This window comes from Micromonospora citrea, from assembly GCF_049629545.1.
Taxonomy (GTDB): domain Bacteria; phylum Actinomycetota; class Actinomycetes; order Mycobacteriales; family Micromonosporaceae; genus Micromonospora; species Micromonospora citrea_A.
In genome coordinates this window covers 16,094-39,868 of record NZ_JBNADX010000033.1, presented here as the reverse complement: position 1 = coordinate 39,868, position 23,775 = coordinate 16,094, and the positions used below count along the sequence as shown (strand labels likewise).

The 23,775-nt window shown below is 73.7% G+C and carries 29 protein-coding genes and 1 pseudogene; 13 read left to right on the top strand and 17 right to left on the bottom strand.

Features of this window, described 5'->3' with window-relative positions:
• Positions 1-108: 108 nt before the first annotated feature.
• Together ACPFP2_RS26700 and ACPFP2_RS26695 are read left to right on the top strand one after the other, a co-directional pair.
• Positions 109-522: a RidA family protein gene (locus tag ACPFP2_RS26700; protein ID WP_424092522.1), complete on the top strand. Its 414-nt coding sequence runs from the start codon at positions 109-111 to the stop codon at positions 520-522.
• The gene (locus ACPFP2_RS26695) at positions 523-1,419 is read left to right on the top strand and encodes a GNAT family N-acetyltransferase (protein WP_424092520.1); all 897 of its coding nucleotides are present in this window, start codon (positions 523-525) and stop codon (positions 1,417-1,419) included.
• Here ACPFP2_RS26695 and ACPFP2_RS26690 read toward each other — a convergent pair whose 3' ends face one another.
• Both ACPFP2_RS26690 and ACPFP2_RS26685 read right to left on the bottom strand, forming a co-directional pair.
• Positions 1,420-1,935, bottom strand: a complete 516-nt coding sequence (locus tag ACPFP2_RS26690; protein ID WP_424092519.1) for an O-acetyl-ADP-ribose deacetylase — start codon at positions 1,933-1,935, stop codon at positions 1,420-1,422.
• A gap of 1 nt (position 1,936) precedes the next feature.
• Positions 1,937-2,731 carry an EI24 domain-containing protein gene (locus tag ACPFP2_RS26685; protein WP_424092517.1) on the bottom strand — a complete coding sequence of 265 codons (795 nt, stop codon included), beginning with the start codon at positions 2,729-2,731 and terminating at the stop codon, positions 1,937-1,939.
• A gap of 293 nt (positions 2,732-3,024) precedes the next feature.
• Between ACPFP2_RS26685 and ACPFP2_RS26680 the strand changes: the two genes are divergently transcribed.
• The 3 genes from ACPFP2_RS26680 to ACPFP2_RS26670 all read left to right on the top strand — a co-directional run bounded on the left by ACPFP2_RS26680 (position 3,025) and on the right by ACPFP2_RS26670 (position 6,043).
• Positions 3,025-3,840 (top strand): cytochrome c, encoded by an 816-nt coding sequence (locus tag ACPFP2_RS26680; RefSeq protein WP_424092515.1) that lies wholly within the window; start codon positions 3,025-3,027, stop codon positions 3,838-3,840.
• 19 nt (positions 3,841-3,859) lie between these two features.
• The gene (locus ACPFP2_RS26675; RefSeq protein WP_424092513.1) at positions 3,860-4,948 is read left to right on the top strand and encodes a ubiquinol-cytochrome c reductase iron-sulfur subunit; all 1,089 of its coding nucleotides are present in this window, start codon (positions 3,860-3,862) and stop codon (positions 4,946-4,948) included.
• A gap of 120 nt (positions 4,949-5,068) precedes the next feature.
• Complete coding sequence (locus ACPFP2_RS26670) at positions 5,069-6,043, top strand: helix-turn-helix transcriptional regulator (protein ID WP_424092511.1); 975 nt, start codon at positions 5,069-5,071, stop codon at positions 6,041-6,043.
• On the opposite strand, the pseudogene ACPFP2_RS26665 reads toward ACPFP2_RS26670, so the two are convergent.
• Positions 6,034-6,950, bottom strand: a pseudogene (locus ACPFP2_RS26665) (SDR family oxidoreductase). The gene ACPFP2_RS26670 and the pseudogene ACPFP2_RS26665 sit on opposite strands and share 10 nt — an antisense overlap.
• A gap of 77 nt (positions 6,951-7,027) precedes the next feature.
• On the opposite strand from ACPFP2_RS26665, the gene ACPFP2_RS26660 reads away from it, so the two are divergent.
• Positions 7,028-7,765, top strand: a complete 738-nt coding sequence (locus tag ACPFP2_RS26660; RefSeq protein WP_424092560.1) for a nucleotidyltransferase domain-containing protein — start codon at positions 7,028-7,030, stop codon at positions 7,763-7,765.
• 42 nt (positions 7,766-7,807) lie between these two features.
• On the opposite strand, the gene ACPFP2_RS26655 is transcribed toward ACPFP2_RS26660, so the two are convergent.
• On the bottom strand, positions 7,808-8,272 hold the full coding sequence (locus tag ACPFP2_RS26655; RefSeq protein ID WP_424092509.1) for a VOC family protein: 465 nt from the start codon (positions 8,270-8,272) through the stop codon (positions 7,808-7,810).
• Positions 8,273-8,327: 55 nt separating this feature from the next.
• Here ACPFP2_RS26655 and ACPFP2_RS26650 point away from each other — a divergent pair, with 55 nt between their 5' ends.
• Positions 8,328-8,921, top strand: a complete 594-nt coding sequence (locus tag ACPFP2_RS26650; RefSeq protein ID WP_424092507.1) for a CGNR zinc finger domain-containing protein — start codon at positions 8,328-8,330, stop codon at positions 8,919-8,921.
• Here ACPFP2_RS26650 and ACPFP2_RS26645 read toward each other — a convergent pair.
• The 5 genes from ACPFP2_RS26645 to ACPFP2_RS26625 all read right to left on the bottom strand — a co-directional run bounded on the left by ACPFP2_RS26645 (position 8,918) and on the right by ACPFP2_RS26625 (position 12,206).
• Positions 8,918-9,652 (bottom strand): alanyl-tRNA editing protein, encoded by a 735-nt coding sequence (locus ACPFP2_RS26645; protein ID WP_091300089.1) that lies wholly within the window; start codon positions 9,650-9,652, stop codon positions 8,918-8,920. The two genes, ACPFP2_RS26650 and ACPFP2_RS26645, sit on opposite strands and share 4 nt — an antisense overlap.
• An 11-nt stretch (positions 9,653-9,663) precedes the next feature.
• Positions 9,664-10,551, bottom strand: coding sequence for an alpha/beta fold hydrolase (locus ACPFP2_RS26640; RefSeq protein ID WP_424092504.1), 888 nt, complete (start codon positions 10,549-10,551; stop codon positions 9,664-9,666).
• Entirely contained in the window at positions 10,548-10,862 is a 315-nt protein-coding gene (locus ACPFP2_RS26635) for a DUF2516 family protein (protein WP_088979414.1), read from the bottom strand. Before ACPFP2_RS26635 ends, ACPFP2_RS26640 begins: the two co-directional genes overlap by 4 nt.
• Before the next feature lie 73 nt (positions 10,863-10,935).
• Entirely contained in the window at positions 10,936-11,595 is a 660-nt protein-coding gene (locus tag ACPFP2_RS26630; protein ID WP_424092502.1) for a hypothetical protein, read from the bottom strand.
• On the bottom strand, positions 11,592-12,206 hold the full coding sequence (locus ACPFP2_RS26625) for a helix-turn-helix domain-containing protein (RefSeq protein WP_424092500.1): 615 nt from the start codon (positions 12,204-12,206) through the stop codon (positions 11,592-11,594). The genes ACPFP2_RS26630 and ACPFP2_RS26625 overlap by 4 nt, the downstream gene beginning before the upstream one ends.
• Before the next feature lie 111 nt (positions 12,207-12,317).
• On the opposite strand from ACPFP2_RS26625, the gene ACPFP2_RS26620 reads away from it, so the two are divergent.
• Positions 12,318-13,115 carry an alpha/beta fold hydrolase gene (locus tag ACPFP2_RS26620; protein ID WP_424092499.1) on the top strand — a complete coding sequence of 266 codons (798 nt, stop codon included), beginning with the start codon at positions 12,318-12,320 and terminating at the stop codon, positions 13,113-13,115.
• A 97-nt stretch (positions 13,116-13,212) separates the two neighbouring features.
• On the opposite strand, the gene ACPFP2_RS26615 is transcribed toward ACPFP2_RS26620, so the two are convergent.
• The 5 genes from ACPFP2_RS26615 to ACPFP2_RS26595 form a co-directional block, all read right to left on the bottom strand.
• Positions 13,213-14,172, bottom strand: coding sequence for an asparaginase (locus ACPFP2_RS26615; protein WP_424092497.1), 960 nt, complete (start codon positions 14,170-14,172; stop codon positions 13,213-13,215).
• A 94-nt stretch (positions 14,173-14,266) separates the two neighbouring features.
• Positions 14,267-15,094, bottom strand: coding sequence for a 3-keto-5-aminohexanoate cleavage protein (locus ACPFP2_RS26610; protein WP_424092495.1), 828 nt, complete (start codon positions 15,092-15,094; stop codon positions 14,267-14,269).
• A 125-nt stretch (positions 15,095-15,219) separates the two neighbouring features.
• Positions 15,220-16,332: a YgfZ/GcvT domain-containing protein gene (locus ACPFP2_RS26605; protein WP_424092494.1), complete on the bottom strand. Its 1,113-nt coding sequence runs from the start codon at positions 16,330-16,332 to the stop codon at positions 15,220-15,222.
• Positions 16,329-16,733: a Fur family transcriptional regulator gene (locus ACPFP2_RS26600; protein ID WP_424092558.1), complete on the bottom strand. Its 405-nt coding sequence runs from the start codon at positions 16,731-16,733 to the stop codon at positions 16,329-16,331. Before ACPFP2_RS26600 ends, ACPFP2_RS26605 begins: the two co-directional genes overlap by 4 nt.
• Before the next feature lie 31 nt (positions 16,734-16,764).
• On the bottom strand, positions 16,765-17,448 hold the full coding sequence (locus ACPFP2_RS26595) for a TetR family transcriptional regulator (protein ID WP_424092492.1): 684 nt from the start codon (positions 17,446-17,448) through the stop codon (positions 16,765-16,767).
• 98 nt (positions 17,449-17,546) lie between these two features.
• Here ACPFP2_RS26595 and ACPFP2_RS26590 point away from each other — a divergent pair, with 98 nt between their 5' ends.
• Positions 17,547-17,996 (top strand): hypothetical protein, encoded by a 450-nt coding sequence (locus tag ACPFP2_RS26590; protein WP_424092490.1) that lies wholly within the window; start codon positions 17,547-17,549, stop codon positions 17,994-17,996.
• 30 nt (positions 17,997-18,026) lie between these two features.
• On the top strand, positions 18,027-18,881 hold the full coding sequence (locus ACPFP2_RS26585; protein ID WP_424092489.1) for an aminotransferase class IV: 855 nt from the start codon (positions 18,027-18,029) through the stop codon (positions 18,879-18,881).
• Between the two features lie 95 nt (positions 18,882-18,976).
• Here ACPFP2_RS26585 and ACPFP2_RS26580 read toward each other — a convergent pair whose 3' ends face one another.
• Both ACPFP2_RS26580 and mtfM read right to left on the bottom strand, forming a co-directional pair.
• Positions 18,977-19,567 carry an FABP family protein gene (locus ACPFP2_RS26580; protein WP_424092487.1) on the bottom strand — a complete coding sequence of 197 codons (591 nt, stop codon included), beginning with the start codon at positions 19,565-19,567 and terminating at the stop codon, positions 18,977-18,979.
• Positions 19,568-19,630: 63 nt separating this feature from the next.
• Positions 19,631-19,735, bottom strand: coding sequence for a small membrane protein MtfM (mtfM, locus tag ACPFP2_RS26575; protein ID WP_424092485.1), 105 nt, complete (start codon positions 19,733-19,735; stop codon positions 19,631-19,633).
• A 12-nt stretch (positions 19,736-19,747) separates the two neighbouring features.
• On the opposite strand from mtfM, the gene ACPFP2_RS26570 reads away from it, so the two are divergent.
• The 3 genes from ACPFP2_RS26570 (at position 19,748) to ACPFP2_RS26560 (ending at position 22,635) form a co-directional block, all read left to right on the top strand.
• Positions 19,748-20,122 carry a DsrE family protein gene (locus ACPFP2_RS26570; RefSeq protein ID WP_424092483.1) on the top strand — a complete coding sequence of 125 codons (375 nt, stop codon included), beginning with the start codon at positions 19,748-19,750 and terminating at the stop codon, positions 20,120-20,122.
• A gap of 81 nt (positions 20,123-20,203) precedes the next feature.
• Entirely contained in the window at positions 20,204-20,581 is a 378-nt protein-coding gene (locus tag ACPFP2_RS26565; RefSeq protein WP_424092481.1) for an SCP2 sterol-binding domain-containing protein, read from the top strand.
• Positions 20,578-22,635 (top strand): glycogen debranching N-terminal domain-containing protein, encoded by a 2,058-nt coding sequence (locus tag ACPFP2_RS26560; protein ID WP_424092479.1) that lies wholly within the window; start codon positions 20,578-20,580, stop codon positions 22,633-22,635. The genes ACPFP2_RS26565 and ACPFP2_RS26560 overlap by 4 nt, the downstream gene beginning before the upstream one ends.
• A gap of 92 nt (positions 22,636-22,727) precedes the next feature.
• On the opposite strand, the gene ACPFP2_RS26555 is transcribed toward ACPFP2_RS26560, so the two are convergent.
• The gene (locus tag ACPFP2_RS26555; protein ID WP_424092477.1) at positions 22,728-23,579 is read right to left on the bottom strand and encodes a hypothetical protein; all 852 of its coding nucleotides are present in this window, start codon (positions 23,577-23,579) and stop codon (positions 22,728-22,730) included.
• Positions 23,580-23,775 lie beyond the last annotated feature (196 nt).

Sequence of the window (23,775 nt, the reverse complement as noted above, 5' to 3'; positions counted from 1 at the left end):
ACCGCCCGGGGCGTCACCGCGACGCCCCGGGCTCGGCCGGTCCGGTGGTCTGCGGGGCGGGCCGTTAACCGGTCGAGCGGCGCGGCCCCGCGGCGGTAGCGTCGCCGGATGACCGGCCCGAGCCACCTGATCCACGTGCCCGCCCTCTCCGACGTCGCCGAGTACGCCTACGCCGCCACCGTCGACCCGCCCGCCCGGCTGGTCTTCACCGCCGGCGCCTGCCCGCTCGACGCCGACGGCCGCACGGTCGCCCCCGGCGACCCGGTGGCCCAGGCCCGCCAGGTGGTGGCGAACCTGGAGACCGCGCTGGCCGCCGCCGGCGCCCGCCTCACCGACGTCGTCAAGACCACCGTGTACGTGGCGTCGTCCCGGCAGGCCGACCTGGTGGCGGTCTGGGAGGTGGTCCGGGACGCCTTCGGCGACCACGATCCGCCGAGCACCCTGCTCGGGGTGGCCGTGCTCGGCTACACCGACCAGCTCGTCGAGGTCGAGGCGGTCGCCGCCGTCCGGGCGGTGGGCTGAGTGCGCGTCCGCACCGCCGTCGATGAGGACGCCGCCGGGGTGGTCGCGCTGCGCGCCGTCGTCCACCCGTACCTGGTGCGCGGGGTCGAGTCGACCCGCCGAATGATCGCGCACCCGCCGCCCGGCGAGGACTGGACGGCCTTCGTGGCCGAGCTCGACGGCCGGATCGTCGGGTGGGCGTCGGCGTACCGCAACGTCCGCACCTCCGAGGAGGGCGTCGGCGAGATCGCCCTGCCGCACGTCCACCCCGACCACCGGCGGCGCGGCCTCGGCCGCCAACTGCTCGACCGGGCGCTGGGTCACCTGCTGCCGCTCGGCGTACGCCGGATCCGCACCTGGGCGCAGACCGGCTCGCTGGACTTCGCCCGCCGCAACGGCTTCGTCCCCAGCCGGGAGGTGCGCTCCTCGGCGCTCGACCTGCACCCGGCCCCGCCCGCGCCGACGCCGCCGCCGGGCGTGCGGCTGCGCCCGCTGGCCGCACTGGACCCGCGCCCGGTGTACGACCTGGAGGTCGCCAGCGCCGCGGACGAGCCCGACGACATCAGCTCCGACGTGCTGAGCTACGAGAGCTGGCGCTACGACGTGTGGGACAACGTCGGGCTGGACCGGGAGGCCAGCACCGCCGTCGAGGTCGACGGCGTGCTCGCCTCGTACAGCCTGGTGGTACGCGACGACGACCGGATGTGGTCCGACTTCACCGGCACCGCGCCGGCGTACCGGGGGCGGGGGCTGGCCCGGCTGGCGAAGCAGGCCGCCCTGCACCGCGCCGCCGCACGGGGAGTACGCACGGCGTACACCTCGAACGACGAGGCGAACGCGCCGATGCTGGCGGTCAACGCCCGGCTCGGCTACCGGCCGGTGGCGTCCCAGTGGTCCTGCCTGCGCGAGCTGGCCTGATCAGCCGGCGTCGAGCACCCGGCGGGCGGTGGCGTACGTGTCCGCGCCGAGGAGCACCAGCCGGGCCTCGGTGACGGTGGCCGGGTCGGCGGCCCGCAGCACGGTCAGCGCCTGCCGTACGGCGTCGTCGACCGGCCAGCCGTAGACCCCGGCCGAGATCAGCGGGAACGCCACCGTCGTCGCGCCCAGCCCGTCGGCGACGGCGAGACTGTTGGCGTAGCAGTCGCGCAGCAGGCCGGAGCGGTCCTCGGTGGCCGAGTGGACCGGCCCGACGGTGTGCACCACCCAGCGGGCCGGCAGGTTCCCGGCGGTGGTGGCGACCGCCTGCCCGGTGGGCAGGCCCCGGCCGTAGCGGGAGGCGCGCAGCGCCCGGCACTCCGCCAGGATGGCCGGGCCGCCCCGGCGGTGGATCGCCCCGTCCACTCCCCCGCCGCCGAGCAGCGACGAGTTGGCCGCGTTGACGACCACGTCCACGTGCTGGGCGGTGATGTCCCCCTCGACCAGGGTGATCTCCACGTCAACGCTCCTCGGTGGACTGGCCCAGCGACCGGCGGGTCAGCAGGGCGGCGCCGGCGACGGCCGCCGGCATGACCAGCACCGCGCCGAGCGGGATCAGGAAGCAGAGAAAGACCGCCACACCGAAGCCGAGCGTGGTGGCCCGGTCCGCCTTCAGCACCGACCGCCGGTCGGGCAGCCGCAGGCCACGCCGGGAGAACGGCGCGCCGGCCAGTTCCACGGCGAGCAGCCAGCCGCCCACCGCCGCCCCGATCACCGGCACCACGGTCTGCCCGACGACCGGGATGAAGCCGGCGGCGAAGAGCGGGACGCCGAAGAGCACCGAGAGGCCGACCAGCCGGAGCGAGTCGACGACGCTGCGCCGCAGCGAGGCCCAGAACGGCACCTCGACCGCGCCCGGGGTGCCGCCCAGGCGCTCCTCCACCCGCTCGGAGATCTTCTCGTAGAACGGGTCGCCGATGACCAGGGTGACCGCGGTGAAGCTGACCACCGAGAGCAGGCCGCCGAGACCGAGGAAGGCCAGCCCGGCGATCACCCGGACCAGGCTGCGCGGGGTCGCCGACCAGTCGTCCGCGAACGGCGTGACCAGTGCGGCGAGGTCGTCGACGAACCACACCAGAGTGGCGAACGCGGTGACGAACACCGCACCCGAGATCAGCGCCGGCACGACGCCGAGCAGCATCAGCCCCGGGCTGCGGACGTACAGGCCGAGACCGCGCAGGAGCAGACCCACACCGGAGAAGAAGCGGCCGGCGGCGCCGGCCACCGGCGCGGCGATGTCGCGGGGTGCGTTCACGAGCGCAGAGCCTAGCCAGTGGTGCTCCGTCGGTGCAGCCGCCGTCGAGACAGCAGCACCGACGCGGTGACAGTCCTGTCAACCACTGCGATCGACGTCGCACGAGCGTCTCCGTCCCGCCCCCTGGCTCGACCCGGGAGGCGACGACCGCCGAGGGGCGTCCCGGGCTGAGGCACACGCATGTCGAGAACTGCTGCGGACGGAAGCCGCCAGTGCTAGAAATTGGACTTATCGGACGAGCATGTTCACTGGCCGGGGCACAGTCCTCGGCCCAAGTGGAGTTGGGGACCGACATGACCGCTGCGGCGCACCCTGGGCTTCCCGGCCGGCGGCGGACCCTGAGCGCCACCCGTCGGCGGCTCGTCGGAATCCTTCGGATGGGCATTGCCATGATGCTTGCCGGGGGCGTCTACGCAGCCTTCGCGCCGGAGGCACAGGCTCAGGACGCGCCTGGTTTCAGCGCTGCGGCACTGGAGGGCAAGGCGTTGTTCGAGGTGGGCTGCGTGACGTGCCACGGCCGCAACGCCCAAGGCGTGGAGGGGCGTGGGCCGAGCCTGGTCGGGGTCGGGTCGGCGTCGGTGTTGTTCCAGGTGGGGACCGGGAGAATGCCACTGGCGCGGCAGGAGGCGCAGGCCTGGCGCAAGCCGCCGCAGTACAGCGACGAGGAGGTTCGCCAGCTGGGCCAGTACGTCCAGGAACTCGGTGGCGGCCCGCAGGTACCCGAGGGTGACCTGACGCAGGGCGCGGACCTGTCGGTTGGCGGCGACCTCTTCCGAATCAACTGCTCCCAGTGTCACGCCTTCGGTGGCGGCGGCGGCGCGCTCTCCTCGGGAAAGTTCGCTCCTAGCCTGTACCCCGCGACGAGTCAGCAGATCTACGCGGCGATGCTGTCGGGGCCGCAGAACATGCCGGTGTTCGGCGACACCCAGATAACCCCCGAGCAGAAGGCCGACATCATCGCCTACATCCAGCAGGTTCTGCAGGACGGTCAGGACACGGGCGGCTTCAACCTCGGCCGTTACGGGCCGTCGACGGAAGGGGTCGCGATCTTCCTCGTCGGCATCGTGGCGCTGGTCTTCGCCAGCCTCTGGATCGCCGGCAAATCGTGATCACGATGGGGAGTGCGTCGTGAGCCGCCGGAGTCAGGGCAGGCGTGAGGAATCGCCGGGCCCGGGTCTTCGTCAGGCGTCCCGCTTCGACGTGGTGCGTGAGGGGGCGCGCCGCGACGACATCGAGATCGTCCACTACGAGCCGCAGGCGAGACCCGGGTCGGCGGCTGAGCGGCGACTCGCCCGGACGGTCATGGCGTTCTTCTTCCTCGCGGGCCTGGCCGCGATCGCCTTCCTGGTCGTCTACATCTGGTGGCCGTGGCGGTTCCGACTCGGCGGCGGAAGCCAGGATTTCTACACCCCGCTGCTCGGGTCGACCCTCGGCATCGCTCTGCTCGGCATCGGCTTCGGCGTCCTCACCTGGGGCAAGAAGCTGCTGCCGAAGGAGGTTTCGGTCCAGGACCGCCACGACACCCCCAGCAGCCCGCAGGAGCGGGAACTCACCGCACAGACCATGCTCTACATGGCCGACGAACTCGGTGTGAAACGGCGTCCGCTGCTCGGCGTGTCCCTGCTCGCCGGCCTGGCACCGGTAGCGGCGGTCGCCGCCGCACCCCTGATCGGTGGGTTGATCGAGGACCCGCACGAGAACAACCAACTCTTCCGGACCGGGTTCGCCCCCGCCGACAACGACGGAGTGATCACCCGGATCAGACTCGTCCGCGAGGACGGCCGGGCCGTCCGCCCGGCGGACATCAGTGCTGCCGGCCAACTCACCGTCTTCCCCGGAATCCCGCAGGGCGTGAGCAACCGCTACGCGGACTCGCCGACGCTGCTGATCCACCTTCGTGAGGAGGAAGCGCAGGTCGCTCGCGCGAACAACCTGCGCGCCGGCAAGCAGGACTACATGTGGGCCAACTACATCGCCTACTCCAAGATCTGCACCCACGCCGGCTGCCCCGCCAGCCTGTACGAACAACAGACCAACCGGCTGCTCTGCCCCTGCCACCAGTCCCAGTTCCTCATCACCGACAACGCCAAACCGATCTTCGGCCCGGCCAACCGGCCCCTGCCCCAGCTGCCGATCGAGGTGGACGACGAGGGCTTCTTCGTCGCCAGGTCCGACTATCAGGACGCGATCGGTCCGGACTTCTGGGAGCGGCCCTGACCGGCCGGTTGCCGGTCGTGCCCGGAGCGCTCCCGCCGCACGCTCTGGCCGGCGACCTGAGCCGACGGCCGGGCGAGGCGCGCGTCCCGGCCGTGGACCCGGCTGGGGCAGGATGGCGGGGTGCGTGCCTCCCGGCTGATCTCCCTGGTCCTGCTCCTGCAGTCCCGGGAGACGATGACCGCCGCCGAGCTGGCCCGGGAGCTGGAGGTCTCCGAGCGGACGGTCTACCGGGACGTGCTGGCGCTCTCCGCCGCCGGGGTGCCGGTCTACGCCGACCGGGGCCGGGCCGGCGGCTACCGGCTGCTCGGCGGCTACCGGACCCGGCTGACCGGGCTGACCCGGGACGAGGCGGAGGCGCTCTTCCTCGCCGGGCTGCCCGGGCCGGCCGGCGACATGGGGCTCGCCGACGCGGTCGCCGCCGCCGAACTGAAGGTCCTCGCCGCGCTGCCGCCGAGCCTGCGCGACGCGCCGGCCCGCACCGGGCAGCGGTTCCACCTGGACGTGCCGGGCTGGTTCCGCGACTCCACCCCGCCGCCCCTGCTCGCCGACCTGGCCCGCGCGGTCTGGGCGGACCGGGTGGTGGAGCTGCGATACCGGCGCGGCGACCGGGAGGTCACCCGCCGGGTCGAGCCGTACGGGCTGGTGCTCAAGAGCGGGACCTGGTACCTGGTCGGCCGCGTCGGGGACGACACGCGCACCTACCGGGTGGACCGGGTGCTCGACGTCGTGCCGGCCGCCGAGGGGTTCACCCGGGACGAGGACTTCGACCTGGGCGGGTACTGGCGGGAGCAGGCCGAGGCGTTCCTGCGGGCGATGCTCCGGGAGTGGATCACCGTACGGGTGAGCCCTGCCGGCCGGGGCGCGCTGCGCCGGGCCTCCGACACCCCGTTCGGCTACGACGAGGCCCTCGCCGCCGGCGTTCCCGACGGGCAGGGGTGGCTGGTCACCCGGCTGCCCGTCGAGTCCGTCGACGTGGCGTACGACCTGGTGCTCCGGGTCGGTCCGGAGCTGGAGGTGCTCGACCCGCCGGAGCTGCGGGAGCGGCTGGCGGAGGCGGCCCGGCGCCTGGGCGAGCTGTACGGCGCTCAGCGGTAGTCGGAGACGTCCGCCTTCCGGCCGCCCTCGACGACCTCCGCGATGTACTTGAAGCCCTGCGGCCGGCTGCCGTCGAGGTCGGTGAAGCCGTACACGGTCGCCAGTTCGCCGCTGTCGGTGGACTTCCCGTTCCACCGGTCCTTGTCGGGGTCGGCGGCCAGCGCGGCGACCGCCCGCCCGACGTACGCCGGGGTCTCCGAGATGACGAAGTCCGGCTCCTTGGCGACGGCGTCGCGCCAGTTCTCCTCGGCGACGCCGAAGTGGTCCAGCATCGCCTCCGAGCGCAGCCAGCCGGGGGTGACCGCGACCGCCGTGCACCCGTGCGGCTTCAGCTCCTCGGCCTGGACGAACGCGAGCCGGTTGACGCACGTCTTGGCCAGGTCGTAGAAGGCCGACAGCCGGTAGTGGGTGTCGTTGTACGCCTTGGTGCCGTCACCGATCTCCACCACCAGCCCGCCGGGGTTGCGGATCAGCAGCGGCAGCGCGAAGTGGCTGGTGATCAGGTGGGTGTGCACGGCCAGTTCCAGGGTGCGGAAACCCTTGTCGAGCGGCTGTTCCAGACCGGTTCGTTCCAGGTGACCAGGTGGTCGCTGCCCCACACGTCGTTGACCAGCACGTCGAGCCGGCCCTGTTCGGCGTCGATCCGGGCGATCAGGTCGCGGACCTGCTCGGGCACCGTGTGGTCGACCCGTACCGCGATGCCGGTGCCCCCGGCGGCGGTGACCAGTTCGGCGGTCTCCTCGATGGTCTCGGGCCGGTCCATCTCGGAGCGACCGGCCCGGGTGCTGCGGCCGGTGGCGTAGACGGTGGCCCCGGCCGCCCCGAGCTGGATCGCGATCTGCCGTCCGGCGCCCCGTGTCGCCCCGGCCACCAGCGCGATCTTCCCTTCCAGCGGTGTCGTCGTCATGCGTCGAGCCTGTCAGTGATACCTGACAGCCGAAGTCCGGTTTTGCGAACCAGGTGTCGTGGGTCATGCTCGCCGGCATGCACCTGCTGCTCTCCGGGATCGTCGGCTCGGTCGCGTACGGCCTGGCCGGGCCGGGCTCGGACACCGACCGGATCGGCGTGTTCGCCGCGCCCACGGTGGCCTTCCACGGCCTGCACCCGCCCCGGGAGTCGGTGGTCACCACCGACCCGGACGTCACCCTGCACGAGGCCGGGAAGTACGCCCGGCTGGCGCTGAGCGGCAACCCCACCGCCACCGAGCTGATGTGGCTGCCCGACGACTGCTACGAGACCCGGACGGACCTGGGCGAGCGGTTGATCGGGATCCGGTCGGCGTTCCTCAGCGCGCCCCGGGTTCGCGACGCCTACCTGGGTTACGCCGCGCAGCAGTTCCGCAGGCTGACCACCCGGGACGCCGACGGCTCCAGGTCGCGGCGCGGCGTCGGACGCGCCGAGCCGGAGTCGTCGCAGGTGGGCGGTCGGCGGCGCTCGGCGAAGCACGCCCGGCACCTGGCCCGGCTGCTGCACCAGGGCCGGGTGCTCTACGCGACCGGGATCCTGGAGATCCGGCTGGCCGACCCGCAGTGGTATCAGGCGTTCGGCGAGCGGGTCGCCGGCGGCGCGCTGGACGAGGCGGAGGCGCTGGTCGCCGAGGCGGAGCGGGACTTCGACCGGATCCGCACCCCGCTGCCGCAGCGGCCCGACGAGGCGGTGGTGGAACGCTGGCTGCTCGACGTCCGCGCCGCCCACCTGCCACCGCGGCCGACCGGGCGCTGACCCGTCCGCCGGCCGGCTCCGTGCCCGGCCACCGGCGGGCGGTCACTGCACGTCGAACTCGTTGCCCTCCGGATCGGCCATGGTGGTGTGCCGGCTGCCCCGGTCGGCCACCTCGCGCAGCACGGTCGCCCCGAGCCCTTCCAGGCGCTTCACCTCGGCCTCCCGGGCGCCCGGCTCGACGTGCAGGTCGATGTGCAGCCGGTTCTTGACCTGCTTCGGCTCCGGCACGGCCTGGAAGAGCAGCCGGCGGCCCAGGCCCATGTCACTGGCCGGGTCCGCCGGGTCGTCCGGGTGTCGGACCGCCGCCAGCTCCCGGAAGGCCCGCCGACCGTCCACCTCGACGTACGCCTGCGGCGGGAGCGCCCCGGCCTCGGCCAGCCGGTCGATCAGGGCGGTGTGGTCCTCGACCCGGTAGCCGAGGGCCTCCGCCCAGAATCCGGCCAGTCGGATCGGGTCCGCGCAGTCGATCACGAGCTTCCAGTGCAGCGCCATCGCGTCCTCCGTCACTCGTCGATCACCCCGGCCGGACGACCGGACACCTGTAACCAGTTATAGTGGTTACATGACGGACGGGGCAAGCGGACTCACCCTCATCTCCCCGGAAGGGACCCGTTACCGGTTCGACCCCGGCGCGCTCTGCCTGGAGTTCCTGACCACCGGCGGCCCCGGCGCGCTGGCCCGCTACGACGTGCTGCACCAGCCCCGCGACCTGGCCGACTGGCTGGCACTGTCCCGGCTGCGCGTCGACCCGGCCGACGTCGACACCGACGCCGACGACCTGACCCTCGCCCGGCGGCTGCGCGACGCGCTGTGGCGGATCGCGCGACGGCGTACCCGGGGCGACGCGCCGGAGCCCGCGGACCTGGCGTTGGTCAACGAGGCCGCCGCGGCACCGCCGCTGATCCCGCAGGTCACCGCCGACGGCGGGCGGGCCTGGCGGCTGCCGGCGACCGGCGGCCAGGCGCTGAGCAGCATCGCCCGCGACGCCGTCGACCTGCTCACCGGCCGCCACGCCGACCGGATCCGGGAGTGCGCCGCACACGACTGCCAACTGGTCTTCGTGGACACCTCGCGGCCCGGGCAGCGGCGCTGGTGCGCGATGGAGCGCTGCGGCACCCGGCACAAGGTCCGTGCGCTGCGCAGCCGCCGCGACTAGTCGACGATCCGGACCCGGACCCGGCGGTTGGCCCGGCCCTTGCTCTCCACCTTGACCACCTGGACCTTGCCGATCTGCGCGGTGGAGGCGACGTGGGTGCCGCCGTCGGCCTGCACGTCCAGCCCGACGATGTCGACGATCCGGACCTCCTGCTCGTCCGGCGGGATCAGGTTGGACTGGGTACGGATGATGTCCGGCAGGGCCAGCGCCTCCGCCCGGGGCAGCACCCGGACGGCGACCGCCCGGTCGGCGGCCACCTCGGCGTTGACCAGTTCCTCGATCCGGCTCTTGAAGTCCGGCGGCACCTCGGGAAGGTTGAAGTCCATCCGGGCCTCGCCGGGCTCCATGTTCCCGCCGGTGACCAGCGCCCCGAAGTCGCGGAACACCACCCCGCAGAGCACGTGCAGCCCGGAGTGCGTACGCATCAGCCGGGTGCGCCGCTCGTCGGCCACCGCGCCGGTGACCGGCGTGCCGGGCGGCGGCACCGGGTCACCCTCGGCGGGGATCAGGTAGAGGTCGTCACCCTTGCGGGTGCCCACGATCCGGGTCTGCACGCCCTGCCAGAGCAGGACGCCGTGGTCGGGCGGCTGGCCGCCGCCACCCGGGTAGAACGCCGACCGGTCCAGCACGATGCCCTGCTCGTCGGCGGCCAGCACCGTGCACTCCCACTCCCGCAGCGTGGGGTCGGCGAGATCCAGGCGATGGGTACGGCCGTGGTGTGTGACGCCCATGACGGGTGACGTTACCCGTTGAGGAACGTCGAGATCCGCTCCCGCAGGTCGGCGCGTTCGGTCCAGGCGAAGCCCGGCCGGTCGTACACGTGCAGGGTGGCGTGCGGCAGGGCGGCGGCCAACTCCTCGGCGACGTGCGCCGGGTGCAGGTCGTCGCCCACACAGCCGATCACCAGCGCCGGGGCGGTGACCGCGGCGAGCGCCGAGACGTCGCGCAGCGGGACCTGCTCCGGCAGGTCGGCCAGGCCGGGGGCGAGCCCGTCGCGCAGCAGCTGGTCCAGCCGCTGCCGCAGGTACGCCCAGCCGGCCGGGGTGTTGCGCACCGCCGGCGGCAGCTCCAGCGCGACCACCTCGGCGACGGCGGAGGCGTCCTGACCGGACACCGCGTCCAGCAGGTCGGTCAGCCGCTGCCGGGCGTCCGGGCCGCGCGGGGTGTCCAGCACGGCGGGGAGGAAGAAGACCAGCTTCTCGAATCGGTCCGGACTGTCGGCCAGCAGCCGACAGAGCGCGCCGGCGCCGAGGCTGGCCCCGAAGGCGCGGGTCGCCCCGCCGAGGTCGGCCACCGCCCGCAGGTCACGAGCGAGATCGAGGTACGTCCACGGGCCGGGCGGCGCGTCCGAGCGCCCGTGCCCACGGAACTGGAAGAAGATCCGGCGACCGGTGACCGCGCTGCCGAAGGGGCGGGTGGTGGCGATGCCGTTGCCCAACCCGTGCGCGAAGACGGTGACCGGGTCACCGGCACCGGTGACCAGCCGCTCCAGCCGTACGTCGTGCGGCGTGGCGACCAGTTCGGTCTCCGGTTCGGGCAGCGCGGGCCGCCCGGTACGCGGCGCGCCGGGGCCGGGCCCCCAGGTGCGGGGACCGCCGTCCGGTGGCGGGGGCCAGCGGAAACCCCTCACCAGAACCCTTTGCCGTCGTGCAGGTCGCGCAGCCCGACCCGGACGTCGAGCAGGTAGATCAGGCCCGCCGCGATGCCGATCAGCCCGAAGATGCTGAGCGCGCCGAAGCCGAGCAGGGTGAGCACCAGGCAGACCGCCAGGATGGCGATCCAGCCGCCCTTGGGCAGGGTGCCGATCGCCGGGAACGCGTCACCCCGCTGGGTGATCGCGTGCACCAGGGCGACTCCCTGCACGATCAGCGCGAAGACGAGCAGGATCAGATCGATCACGGAGACGATCTGGAAGACGAAGATCGGCGCGGCGATGGCCATGACGGCCAGCATATGCCGACGACCCCGGAAACGTCCCACAGGACGCTTCCGGGGTCGTACCGGCGTCGGATCCTTACTCGGCGGCCGGGCGGGTCCGCTTCGTGGCCTTCGGCAGCTTGGCCGACGGGGTGGCGGCGGCCCGGGTGGCCCGCGGGCGGGTCACCTTCGCCGCGGCCGGCTTGGCCTCGACGACCTCGGCCACCTCGGCCGGGGTGGGGACCTCGGTCTTCGCGACCGGGGTCTCCGCCGGCACGGTCTTCACCTCGGCACCGACGGTGGCGTCGGTCGCCTCGATGTCGGCGTTGACGGTGTCGGCGGCCTCCAGCACACCGGCGCCGACCACGCGCTCGCCCCGGGCGATCAGCGCGCCGTACGCGGCCAGCGCCCGCTCCTGGGCGGCGTGCGCGCCGGCCAGCACGGCGGCGGCGTTGCGGGTGGCGGCCTCGCGCAGCTTGTCCAGGTCGAGGTCGGCCGGGACGGCCTTCTCGCGCAGGCCGGTCGCGGTCAGGTTGGCGGTGCGGAAGGTCTCGGTGGCCTTCTGGCGCAGCTCGACACCGGTGACGACGGCCTTGCCGCCGAACTCGGTGACGACCTTGGTGCCGTCGGTGACGACCTTGTCGCGCAGCTCGGTCACCACGATGGGGAGCTTGCGCAGCTGCTGGTACGCCAGCTCGCCGGCGCCGGCGGCGGCGTAGAGCGGGGCCGGGATGCGGTTGGTCTTCGGCTGGGTCATGACTGTTCCTCCTCGGCCGCTCCGGCGGCCTTCCGGGCCGCCTTCGGGGCGGCCTTGCTGGTGCGGGCGCTGGTGGTGGGTGCGGGTGCCGGGCCCGCCTCGGTGACGGCCACCGATTCGAGGACGGCCTCGGTCGGGGTGCCCTCCGGCGTGGTCGGACCGGTGGCGGCCGGCGCGGCGGTGGCGGCCGCCTCGGTCGGCGCCGCCGGCGCGGTGGGCTCCGCGGTCGGGGTGGCGTCCTGGCCGGCCTCGGCGGTGGCCTCGGCGAGCCGGAGGTTCTCCCGGCGGAAGGTCTCGTAGATCTGGCTCAGCGACTGCTTCTGCGCCATCGTCAGGTCGGGGTCGACGGCGATCGCCGCGAGCACCCCCTGACCCTCCTTGTCGTCGAGCAGCCCGGCCCGCAGGTACATCGCGGGCGTGGAGACCCGCAACGCGCTGGCGAGCTGCTGGAGCACCTCGGCGCTGGGCTTGCGCAGTCCGCGCTCGATCTGGCTCAGGTAGGGGTTGCTCACCCCGGCCTGCTCGGCGAGCTGGCGCAGCGAGATCTTGGCGTTCCGGCGCAGGTCACGGATGAATCCGCCGACGTCGGGTAGATCCTTGGGTGCGGCCATGCCCCAACGGTAGCCCGCACTGCTAACTCCAGCAAGCAAAGCGCTAGCCATAGTTAGCAAGGCCACAGAGTTCGGTTGCGGACCAGCTGTGCGGTCCGTAGCTTGCTCGTCGTGACGAAGATCGACATCAACGGGGCGTCGCTCGCGTACGACGACCTGGGCAGCGGCAGCGCCGTGGTCCTGCTGCACGCCGGGATCGCCGACCGGCGGATGTGGCAGGGGCAGGTGGCCGGCCTCGCCGAGCGGCACCGGGTGATCGCCCTCGACCTGCGCGGGTACGGCGACTCCGAACTGCCACCGGGCCCGTTCGCCCACCACGACGACGTGGTCGGGCTGCTGGACGCGCTCGGTATCGACCGGGCCGCCCTGGTCGGCTGCTCCTTCGGCGGGGCGGTGGCGATCGACACCGCGCTGGCCCACCCCGCCCGGGTGTCGGCGCTCGCCCTGTTCGGCACCGCGATCTCCGGCAACGAGTGGTCCGAGGAGACCGAACGGCTGTGGGAGGAGCTGGTCGGCGAGGTCGACCCGGAGGACTTCGCCGCGACTGCCGCCGGTGAGGTCCGGTTCTGGGTGGTCGGCCCCGCCCGCCGGCCCGGGGACGTGGACCCGGAGCTGATCGCGTTCGCCGAGGAGATGGACCAGCGCGCCCTCGCCGCCGAAGTGGCGCTCAGCGCGGTGGAGGTCGAGGAGCTGGACCCGCCGGCGATCGGGCGTCTCGGCGAGCTGCGGCTGCCGGTGCTGGTCACCGCCGGGGCGGCCGACATCCGGGACATCGCCCGGCTCGCCGACCGGATCGCGGCCGAGGTGCCCGGCGCGGTGCGCCTGCCCGACGTGCCGGACGCCGCCCACCTGCTGCCGCTGGAGCGCCCCGAGGCGGTCGCCGCCGCCCTGCGCGACTTCCTGCCCTGACCCGGGTCCCCCGGCGGCGAGCGGCGGTGTGCCTGCCGTCGGACACCGATCCACGCCGCCGGAGCCGACCGGCGCCGTGCCGCCGGTCCGGGGCGGGTCACCAGACGGGGCGTACCGCGCCCACCGGCAGGCCGCCGCCGAGCAGCGGCAGCTCCGCGTACTCGACGAGCACCGGGGCCTCGACACCGAGCCGGCGCAGCGCGGAGACCAGCACCGGCATCCGGGCCCGGCCCGCGCCGTCGTCGATCTTCAGGGCGACCGCGCCGACGCCCGGGACGGCCGCCGCGATGACGCCCTCCGCGCCCACCTTGGCCAACGCCCCGGGTACGCCCCGCATCAGCCGGGTGTCGTCCGCCTCGGTCCCGCCCACCAGCTCCGGGTACGCCCGCATCGCGTCGGCGACCGTCCGCTCGACCGACCCCGGCTCGGCGGAGACCAGCCGCAGGTACGCCCGCGCCAGCCCGCTCAGCGAGACGGCGAGCACCGGGGCGCCGCAGCCGTCCACCCCGACGGCTGCCGTCTCCTCCCCGGTGAACTCCTCGATCGCGGCGGTCAGCCGCTGCTGCAACGGGTGCTCCGGCCGCCAGTAGCCGTCCAGCGGCCAGCCGGCGGCGAGGCAGGTGAGCAGCATCCCGGTGTGCTTGCCGGAACAGTTCATCTGCGTGCGGGTCGGCCCGCCACCGGCCCGCAGCACCGCCGCCCGGGCGGCGTCACCGACCGGCAGGTCCGGCGGGCAGTGCAGGGCGTCGGCGTCCAGCCCCGCGCCGGCCAGCAGCGCCCCGACCCGGGCCAGGTGGAACTCCTCGCCGGCGTGGCTGGCCGAGACCAGCGCGATGTCGGCCGGGTCGGTCAGCGGCAGCCCGGCGCGGAGCATCCCCACCGCCTGCATCGGCTTGCTCGACGAGCGCGGGAAGATCGGCGAGGCGACGTCCCCCGCCCCGGCCACCGGCGTGCCGGCGGCGTCGAGCACCACCACCGAGCCACGGTGGACGCCCTCCACGAAACCGGACCGGACCACCTCGGCGAGCGGCGCGCCGCCCTCGTACGTCTTTCCCACGGAGTGGACGGTACCGAGGCCCCCGACCGGGTCGCCGCCGGGGTGACCAGGGACGCGGCTGCGGCACGTACAGGGGTGGTGGGCGGCGGCGGCCTTACAGGCCGAGCAGCTGCCGGGCCTCGGCGGTGGTCAGCGGCGGGCGCTGGGCGAGCTGGGCGAAACCGACCGCGCGGGCGACGAGCTGCATGTTGGACTCCACCGGCCGCCCCTTGGCGTACGTGACGGTGTCCTCCATGCCGACGCGCAGGTGACCGCCGGCCGAGAGCGAGGCCAGCATCACCGGAATGGTGCTGCGGCCGATGCCGGTGGCCGAGAAGGTGGCGCCTTCGGGCAGGTCGCGCAGCATCTGCGCAGCGGCGACCAGGGTGGCGGTGGTGCCCGGCATCCCGCCCGGCACGCCCATCACGAAGTCGACGTGCACGTGGCCGCCGTGCGGCAGGCCGTACTTGCCGAGCAGCCGCTGGAGGGCGGTGAGGTGGCCGAGGTCGAAGATCTCGTATTCCGGCACGACGCCGCGCTCCTGCATCCGGGTGTGCAGGTCGACGATGAACTCCCAGCGGTTGAGGAAGACGTCGTCGCCGAAGTTGACCGTGCCCATGGTGCAGGAGGCCATGTCCGGGCCGGCATCGAGCACGGCGAGCCGGGCGGACTCCGGGTCGGTGACCGCGCCGCCGGAGGAGAGCTGCACGATCAGGTCGGTGCTCTCCCGCAGCGCGGTCACGGTCTCCCGCAGCCGGCCCTGGTCCAGGGTCGGCTTCGCCTCGTCGTCGCGGATGTGGACGTGGATCACGGCGGCGCCGAGCGCCTCGCACTCCTTGGCGGTCAGCAGCAACTCGTCGAGGGTCACCGGCAGCGCCGGCACCTCCGCCTTGGCCGACTCCGCGCCGGTGGGGGCAACCGTGATCAACGTCCCTGTCGTCATGCCCGGATCCTAGACGCCCACCCGTCACCGAGTCGACGCCCGGAGCGCGTCACGACGGAAGAATCGCGCGTGTCACGCCGGCGGAGCGGAAACCTTCCTGCGAGATGCGCCTAGGCCGGTCACCCTTACGCCGGGTCGATCGCGGCGGCGCTCTCCCCCACCAGCAGCCGGGCGTCGTCGGCGACGTTGCGCTTGACCACGGCGAGGGCGACCTGACCCAGCTCGTGGTGGTGCACGGCGGTGCCGACGAAGCCGACCGCCCGGCCGTCGAGCGTGACCGGCGTGCCGGCGGCCGGCGGTTGGTCGGTGGTCACCCCGTCCAGGTGCAGCAGGACGAGCCGACGCGGCGGCCTGCCCATGTTGTGCACCCGGGCCACCGTCTCCTGACCTCGGTAGCACCCCTTGTCCAGGTGCACCGCCGAGCCGATCAGGCCCACCTCGGCGGGGATGGTCCGATGGTCGGTGTCCACCCCGGCCCGGGGCCGCCGGGCGGCCACCCGCACCGCCTCGTACGCCCACAGCCCGGCCACCGGCACCCCGTTGCCGCGCAACTCGGCGACGACCCGGTCCATGGCCGGCCGGGGCACCAGCAGGTCCACCCCGAGCGGACCCCGGCGGGCCCAGCCGCCGGCGGGCAGCGGCTTCACGTCGTACACGACGGTGGGCCGGGGTGGCAGCTCACCGGAACGGAACTTCGGACCCGGCACCGCGACCGCGTCGGGCTCGGCCAGCCCGGTCACGCCGAGCGTGCCGACGGCCTCGGCGGCCTCCGGGCCGACCAGCGAGAGCAGCGCGTGGTCGGCGGTGGCGTCACGCGGCTCCACCTTGCTGAAGAACCGCATCCGTTCCAGGTACGACAGCAGCCCGGCGGTCATGCCCGGCTCGGTGTCGAGCCAGGTGGTCTCACCGTCCTCGGCGACCATCGCGTGCTGCTCGACGTGACCGTGCGGGCTGAGCACCAGCAGCTCGGTCCCCTGCCAGGGCCGCAGCGTCGCCAGGTGCTGGCTGGTCAGGGTGTGCAGCCACCCGATCCGCTCCTCGCCGGGCACCGCCACGACGCCCCGGTGCGACCGGTCCACCAGCGCCACGGCCGTCTCCAGGGTGCGCTGCTCACGCATCGGGTCGCCGTAGTGCGCGGCCACGCCCCGGACCCCGGCCGCCCGGTGCTCCGGGTCCGGCTGGTCCCGGCTGGCCTCGTCGATCGCCTCGACGGCCACCGCTCCCGCGATGTCGATCATTTGGGCTCCCCGTCCTCGCAGTTGCCGCAGACGCCGAAGAGCGCCACGTGCCCGATGTCCACCCGGAACCCGCGCTCGGTCGCCAGCCGGTCGGCCAGCGGGCGCATCAGCTCCGGGTCGATCTCGTCGATCGCCCCGCACTCCCGGCAGACCAGGTGGACGTGCTGGTGCTCACCGGCCGCGTGGTAGGTCGGCGAGCCGTGCGACAGGTGGGTGTGGGTCACCAGCCCGAGCCGCTCCAGCAGCTCCAGCGTGCGGTAGATGGTGGTGATGTTGACCCCGGCGGCGACCTCACGGACCGCCGTGTGCACCTGCTCCGGCGTGGCGTGTCCCAGATCCAGCACGGCCTGGAGCACCAGCTGCCGCTGGGCCGTCAGCCGCAGCCCACGGGAGCGGAGCATTTCCGCGAGGGAGGATTCGGACACCGTTCGATCATAGTTCGGCCGCCCGGCGCCCCGGTCGACCGTCGCCGGGCGACGGTCGGCTCCCGGCGGAGAGCTCCAGGCTGGCGGGTACCGCCCGGAACGCCTGCTCCATCCGCTCGACCAGGGCTTCGAGTCCTCCCGGGCCGCCGTCGAGCACCCAGGCCCGGGCGGCCAGGCGCCAGGCGGTGAGGAGCAGGCCGGCCAGGACCTGGGGCCGGAGGTCTCCCGGCGGCAACGCGAGCTTGTCGGCCACCCGCTCGGCGAGACGCTGCTCCACCTCGACCCGGTGGTGCTCGGCGTACGCCAGGAGGGCGGGGGCGGTCCGTACGAGCCGGCGGGTGGCGACGTAGCGCTGCGCCCAGTCGGGTCCGAGCCCCGTCACCACGGCCCGCAGCAGGTCGCTCAACCCGGTCAGCACCCCGCCGGAGAGCGGATGCCCGTCCAGCGCGGCCAGGTAGGCCGACCAGAGCTCCACCTCCGCCTCGATCGCGGCGGCCTCCTTCGCCGGGAATATCCGGAAGAAGCTGCTCCGGGAGACCTCCACCGCGTCGACCAGATCGTCGACGGTGGTCGTGTCGAAGCCCCGCTCGGTGAACAGGCGCAGGGCGGCGTCGGCGAGCGCCCGGCGGGTGCGCAGCTTCTTGCGCTCCCGCAGCGGCAGGGCCCGGTCCGGGCTCGACGGCGAGGTCATGGCAGCACCCTAACCGGCGCATCTATTGACACTGCTTGCCAATTGAGACTCAGTGTCAGTAGGGTATCGGCGTCACTTGATCGAGCAAGGGAGCAACCATGTCGACCACCCCGACCCTCGACGGACGGATCCTGGGACTGGCCCACCACGCCACCCGGGCGGTCCTGGAACAGCAGCTCGCCTCCACCGGGACGACCTTCCGCCAGTCCGTCGCCCTCACCGCGATGGCCAGGGCGGGCGGCGCGCTCCTCCGCTCCCACCTCGTCGCCCAGCTGACCGACGGCCTGAAGCTCGACGCGTCCGCCGCGCTGGCCACGGTCGGCGAACTGGTCGACGCCGGGCTGGTGCAGGCGGCGCCGGGTGCGGACCCCCGACTGGAGTTCACCGCGGCGGGCACGGCACATCAGGACCGGCTCGCCGAGATCGCCACCGGCATCGGCCGGCGGGTGTACGCCGACATCCCGACCGACGACCTGGCCACCGCCGCGCGCGTGCTGACCCTCGTCACCCAGCGGGCGAACGCCGAGCTGGCGTCGGCCGAGGGCTAGACCCGACACCCGGCCGTACGCTGGACGGCCATGGAGGCACCGAGGATCGCCGTGCTGGGTCGGGGAGTCGTACCGGCGGGAGATCCCGTGCTGCGCGGCGACGACCTCGGCGTGCTGCACGGCGACGGCCTGTTCGAGACGATGCACCTGCGTGGTGGCCGGCCCTGGCTGCGGGACGCACACCTGGCCCGGCTGCGGGCCGGCGCCGCCGCCGTGGAGCTGCCGCTGCCGCCGGAGGACGCCCTGGTCGAACTGCTGGACACGGTGACCGTCGGGTGGCCGGCACAGGTGGAGGGGGCGCTACGGCTGGTCTGCACGCGCGGCCCGGAGGGCGGCGGTCTGCCGACCGTCTACACCACCCTCGCCGAGGTGCCGGCCGCCTCGAAGCGGGCCCGGCGCGACGGGGTCACGGCGGCCGGCCTCTCCCTCGGGGTCCCGGCCGCCGCCCGCCCCGCACTGCACTGGCTGCCCGCCGGCGTCAAGTCGACCTCGTACGCCGTGAGCGCCGCGGCCCGGCGCTGGGCGGCCCGCAACGGCGTGGACGAGGCGCTCTGGCTCTCCAGCGACGGGTACGTGCTGGAAGGGCCGAGCGCCAACGTGGTCTGGCTGGAGGGCGGCACGCTCTGCACGGTGCCGGCCGCCGCGACGGGGATCCTCCCCGGCACCACCTGCGCCTGGCTCCTCGCCCACGCCGCCGACGTCGGCTTCGCCGCCGACGAACGCATGGCGACCCCGCAACGACTGGCCGACGCCGACGGGGTCTGGTTCACCTCGTCCGTACGCGGCCTGGTCGAGATCCGCGCCCTCGACACCACCCGGCTCCCCCGCTGCCCCCACACGCAGCGGCTCCAGACCCTCCTGGCCCACCCCGTCCCCGGACGGTGAGGTCGACCGGACCACCGCCCCAACACCGATCGAGAGGCTCGCGTCACGGCGACGCGGGCCTCTCGATCGACAGGGCGAACGGGGTGCGGGCGGGATCAGCCGGCCACGCGGACGAGACGGGCGGAGAGGTGAGGGCTGAGCGGGTGGCCCACGCCGGCCATCTCCTGGGCGTAGAGCAGCGCACCCTCGACGATGCCGAACAGGCGGGCACCGGCGGTGACCTCCTTGGCGGTGGCCGTACGCAGCACCGCGTCGGTGGCGAACTCGATCTGGGTGCCCTTGCGCTTGCCGATGTGCAGCTCCATGATCCCGGTCGGGGTCGTCATCAGAGCTTCCAGCTCGTCGGTGGCCCGGTCGCCGTGCAGCACCGGACGCCACCAGCCCACCTCACGCCCGGCCGGGCGCACCGGCCGGCTCTGCTCGTCGAGGAGCCAGGCGCGGGACTCGTAGAACAGGAACGGACGGCCGTCGTGGCTGATCCGGATCTCCTGCGCGAAGTCGAAGTCCTCGATCGTGGGGAAGCCGCCCCGGCCCCGGCCGCGCCACACCCCGACGTACGGCAGCAGGCCGTCCAGCGTCGGGTGCAGCTTCGGGCCGACCCGCAGGTCGTGGCTCTCCTCGTACGGGTACTCCCCGACCGGCGGCGCGTTCAGCCACGGCGGTTGCAGCGGATTCTCATCGCTCACCGCTCACTCCGCCCTTCTCCGTTCGCGACTGCGGGGCTCGCAGACCCGGCTCGCTCCTCGCGCTCACCAATGTCCTCTCGATATGCGTACCGCCAGGTAGACCAGGCCACCGGCGAGCGCGCCGAGGCCCGCGACCAGCAGGCTGACGAACCCGATCTCGGTAACCATCATGGTCATCCTATGCTGGCTGCCATGGCTCGCACTCTCGTCGTCAAGGCCACCGCCGGGGCGGACGCGCCCGAGCGGTGCGCCCAGGCCTTCACCGTCGCCGCCACCGCCGCGGCCGCCGGGGTGCAGGTGTCGCTCTGGCTGACCGGTGAGTCGACCTGGTTCGCGCTCCCCGGCCGGGCGGAGCAGTTCGAGCTGCCGCACTCCGCGCCCCTGGCCGAACTGCTGCACGTCATCCTGACCACCGGCCGGGTGACCGCCTGCACCCAGTGCGCCGCCCGCCGGGACATCGGCCCGGGCGACGTGCTCCCCGGCGTACGCATCGCCGGCGCGGCCGTCTTCGTCGAGGAGACGATGGCGGAGGGGGCGCAGGCGCTGGTCTACTGACCGGCCGCACCCTGCCGAATCCACCCCACGTGGCCTGCCGATACCGGCCCGACGTGTCGGTCGACTGCCTACCATTCGGATGTGGCCGAGGCGATCGAGCAGTTCTTCGCATCGCTGCCGGCGCGCGCCCCGGCGGTCCTGCGTGCCCCGGTCAGCGGGACCCTCCAGATCGACCTCACCAACGGCAACCGCACCGACCACTGGCTGGTCCAGCTCGGTCCCGGCGAGGCGGTCGTGAACCGGGCACGCGGCCCGGCCGACGCGATCTGGAACAGCAGCGCCGATCTCTTCGAACGGCTGGTCACCGGGCGGGCGCAGAGCGTCTCCGCGGTCCTGCGCAACGAGACCACCTACAGCGGCAACGTCATGCTCTTCCTCGTCTTCCGGCGGTTCTTCCCCAACCCGCCCGGCGTGCGCGACCCCCGGGAGATCACCCGAGAGCAGGCCCGACACGCATGATGAAGCAACTGGTGAGCATCCTCGACGGCAACACCTTCCTGGTCAGCGACCGGCGTGGGGACGTCGAGCCCTCGTACGACTTCCCCACCGGGCTCTTCTCGTTCGACACCCGGTTCCTCTCCACCTGGCTGCTCACCCTGGACGGCGAACGGCTGCACGCCCTCTCCATCGACGACGCGCAGTCCTTCCGGACGCGGTACTTCCTCGTCCCCGGCGAGCCCACCCACTACCTCGACGCCAAGGTGTCGGTCATCCGCAACCGGGCGATCGGCGGCAGCCTCGGCGAGGAACTGACCGTGCTCAACCACTCCGGGCAGGAGATGCGGTTCACCATCCGGATGGACATGGGCTCCGACTTCGCCGACCTGTTCGAGATCAAGCACAAGGGGCGGAAGAAGGGCGCCACCACGGCGGTCGTCGGGGAGAACGAGCTGCGGCTGACCTACCGGCGGGAGGCGTTCCACCGGGAGGCGGTGATCACGAGCACCGCGCCGGCGCAGGTCGACCAGGGCGGGATGACCTGGTCGGTCACGGTCGGCGCGCACCAGGAGTGGAGCACCCGGCTGCACGTGGCGACGACGATCTACGGCGCCCGGGGCGAGGACTTCCGGGCCACCACCCCCCTGAGCGGCACCCGCAGCCCCGAGGCGATCCGGATCGAGCAGCAGCAACTGGTCGACAGGGCGCCGAAGCTGGGCTGCGACTGCGAGCCGCTGGCCGGGGCGTACCACCAGAGCCTCAACGACCTGGGCGCCCTACGGTACGAGTCGATCACGCTCGGCGTACGGCTGCTCGCCGCCGGACTGCCGTGGTTCATGACCCTGTTCGGCCGGGACAGCATCCTGACCTCGCTCCAGGTGCTGCCCTTCCTGCCCGAACTGGTGCCGCCGACCATCAAGATGCTCGCCGGCCTGCAGGGGTACCGCCTCGACGACTTCCGCGACGAGGAGCCCGGCAAGATCCTGCACGAGCTGCGGTACGGCGAGACCGCCGGCTTCGAGGAACAGCCGCACTCCCCCTACTACGGGTCGGCCGACTCGACGCCGCTCTTCGTCATCCTGCTCGACGAGTACGAGCGCTGGACCGGCGACAGCCAACTGGTGAAACAGCTGGAGTTCTCCGCGCGGGCCGCGCTGAACTGGATCGACACCTACGGCGACCTGCTCGGCACCGGGTACCTCTGGTACCAGACCCGCAACCCGGAGACCGGCCTGGAGAACCAGTGCTGGAAGGACTCCTGGGACGCCATCTCGTACGCCGACGGACGGCTGCCCGGCTTCCCCCGGGCCACCTGCGAACTCCAGGGGTACGCGTACGACGCGAAGCTGCGCGGGGCCCGGATGGCCCGGCTGTTCTGGAACGACCCCAGCTACGCGGACCGGCTGGAGCGGGAGGCCGCCCTGCTCAAGGAGCGCTTCAACCGCGACTTCTGGATACCGGAGCGGGACTACTACGCGCTCGCCCTCGACCGGGACGGGCGGCACGTGGACGCCCTCACCTCCAACATCGGGCACCTGCTGTGGAGCGGCATCGTCGACGAGACCCGGGCCGCGCGGGTCGCCCACCACCTGCTCGGCCCGCGGCTCTTCTCCGGCTGGGGCGTGCGTACCCTCGCCACCGGGGAGGGACGCTACAACCCGGTCGGCTACCACGTCGGGACGGTCTGGCCCTTCGACAACTCGTTCATCGCCTGGGGACTGGCCCGCTACGGCTTCCGGGAGGAGGCCGGGAAGATCTGCGAGAGCATGCTCAGCGCCTCCCGCTACTTCGACGGTCGGCTCCCGGAGGCGTTCGCCGGCTACGACCGCGCCCTCACCGAGTACCCGGTGCAGTATCCGACGGCGTGCAGCCCGCAGGCCTGGTCGGCGGGGACGCCCCTGCTGCTGCTCCGGGTGCTGCTCGGGTTGGAGCCGCAGGGCGAGCACCTGATCATCGACCCGGCGGTGCCGGAGGGCATGGGCCGGGTGGAGCTGCTCGACATCCCCGGCCGTTGGGGCAAGGTCGACGCCCTGGGCCGCAGCCGGACCGCCCAGGACAACGTGCGCGCCTACTGACCCCGGGCCCGGGCCGTCCGGACCGTGGGCCCCGGGCCGCCGCGCGGACCGGACATCCGCGGCCGACGTGCCGATCAGGCCCGGCGCGGCGGTCAGGAACAGCCGGTGGAGGCGGCGAGGCGTACCCGCTCGCCGGTCGCGTCGGCCAGGACGACGACGGGGCCGCGCCGCCAGGCGTACACCTCGGGGGTGTCGACCAGCGCGGCGCCGGCGGCCAGCGGCTTCAGCCCGGCCAGCGACACCGGCGCGGCGCCGCCGTCGACCCATCCGGTCCGCGCGGTCCCGCCACCGGGGCAGCTCGCGACGACCTGCTCGACCGAGTCGTCGGCCGGGCGGCCCAACGCCGCCAGCGCCTCGTCCAACGCGGGCTCACCGGGGTAGCCCGGCAGCAGGTCGGCGATCGCCACGTCATCCAGCGGCCGGCAGCCGGTCTGCACGTCGAACCGGACCCGCCCAGGGGTGACCACCCGCCCCTCGACCAGCACGAACTCGCCCGCGTCCGCGCGCAGGCGGGGGCCGGTCGAGCCGGCCCGCACCCCGGCCCGCCAGTCGTCGGGGAGCCGGTCGGCGACCGACTCCAACAGCGCCCGCTCGCCGCCCTCGGCCACCACCACGTCGACGCCCCGGGTCAGCTCGGCGCCGTCGTCCACCGGGGTGACCCGGCAGCCCTCCTCGACCCGTTGCCCGGTCATCGCCCAGGCGCCGTCACCGACGGCGGCGACCAGCTGCCCGACCGAGCGGTCGACCACCGGGACGGCCTGACCGAGAGTGCGCTGCTCGCGCACGGTCGGCGTGTCGGTCCGCACCGACCACCAGGTCGACACGCCGAGCAGCACCGTCCAGAGCACGGTCACGACCAGCAGCCAGCGCGGCCACCCGCTGCGGGGGGTCGGCTCGGGGGGACCACTCGGCGGGGCCCACCCCGCCTGGACAGCACCGCTCACCCGGCCATGGTGTCACGCGTGCGCCGCCCGTCTCCGCTGACCCGGGTCGGGCCCACCACCCGGTGCGGGCCAGCCCCGGCAGGGACCCCCGCCCCGACGCCGACATCGGGGCGGCCCGGTGGCGCCGAGGACCGCCGCGTGCGGCGAAACGGTCGGGGGCCGGGAGAGGTCGGGGGGGGTGGGCGGGAGGGAGGAA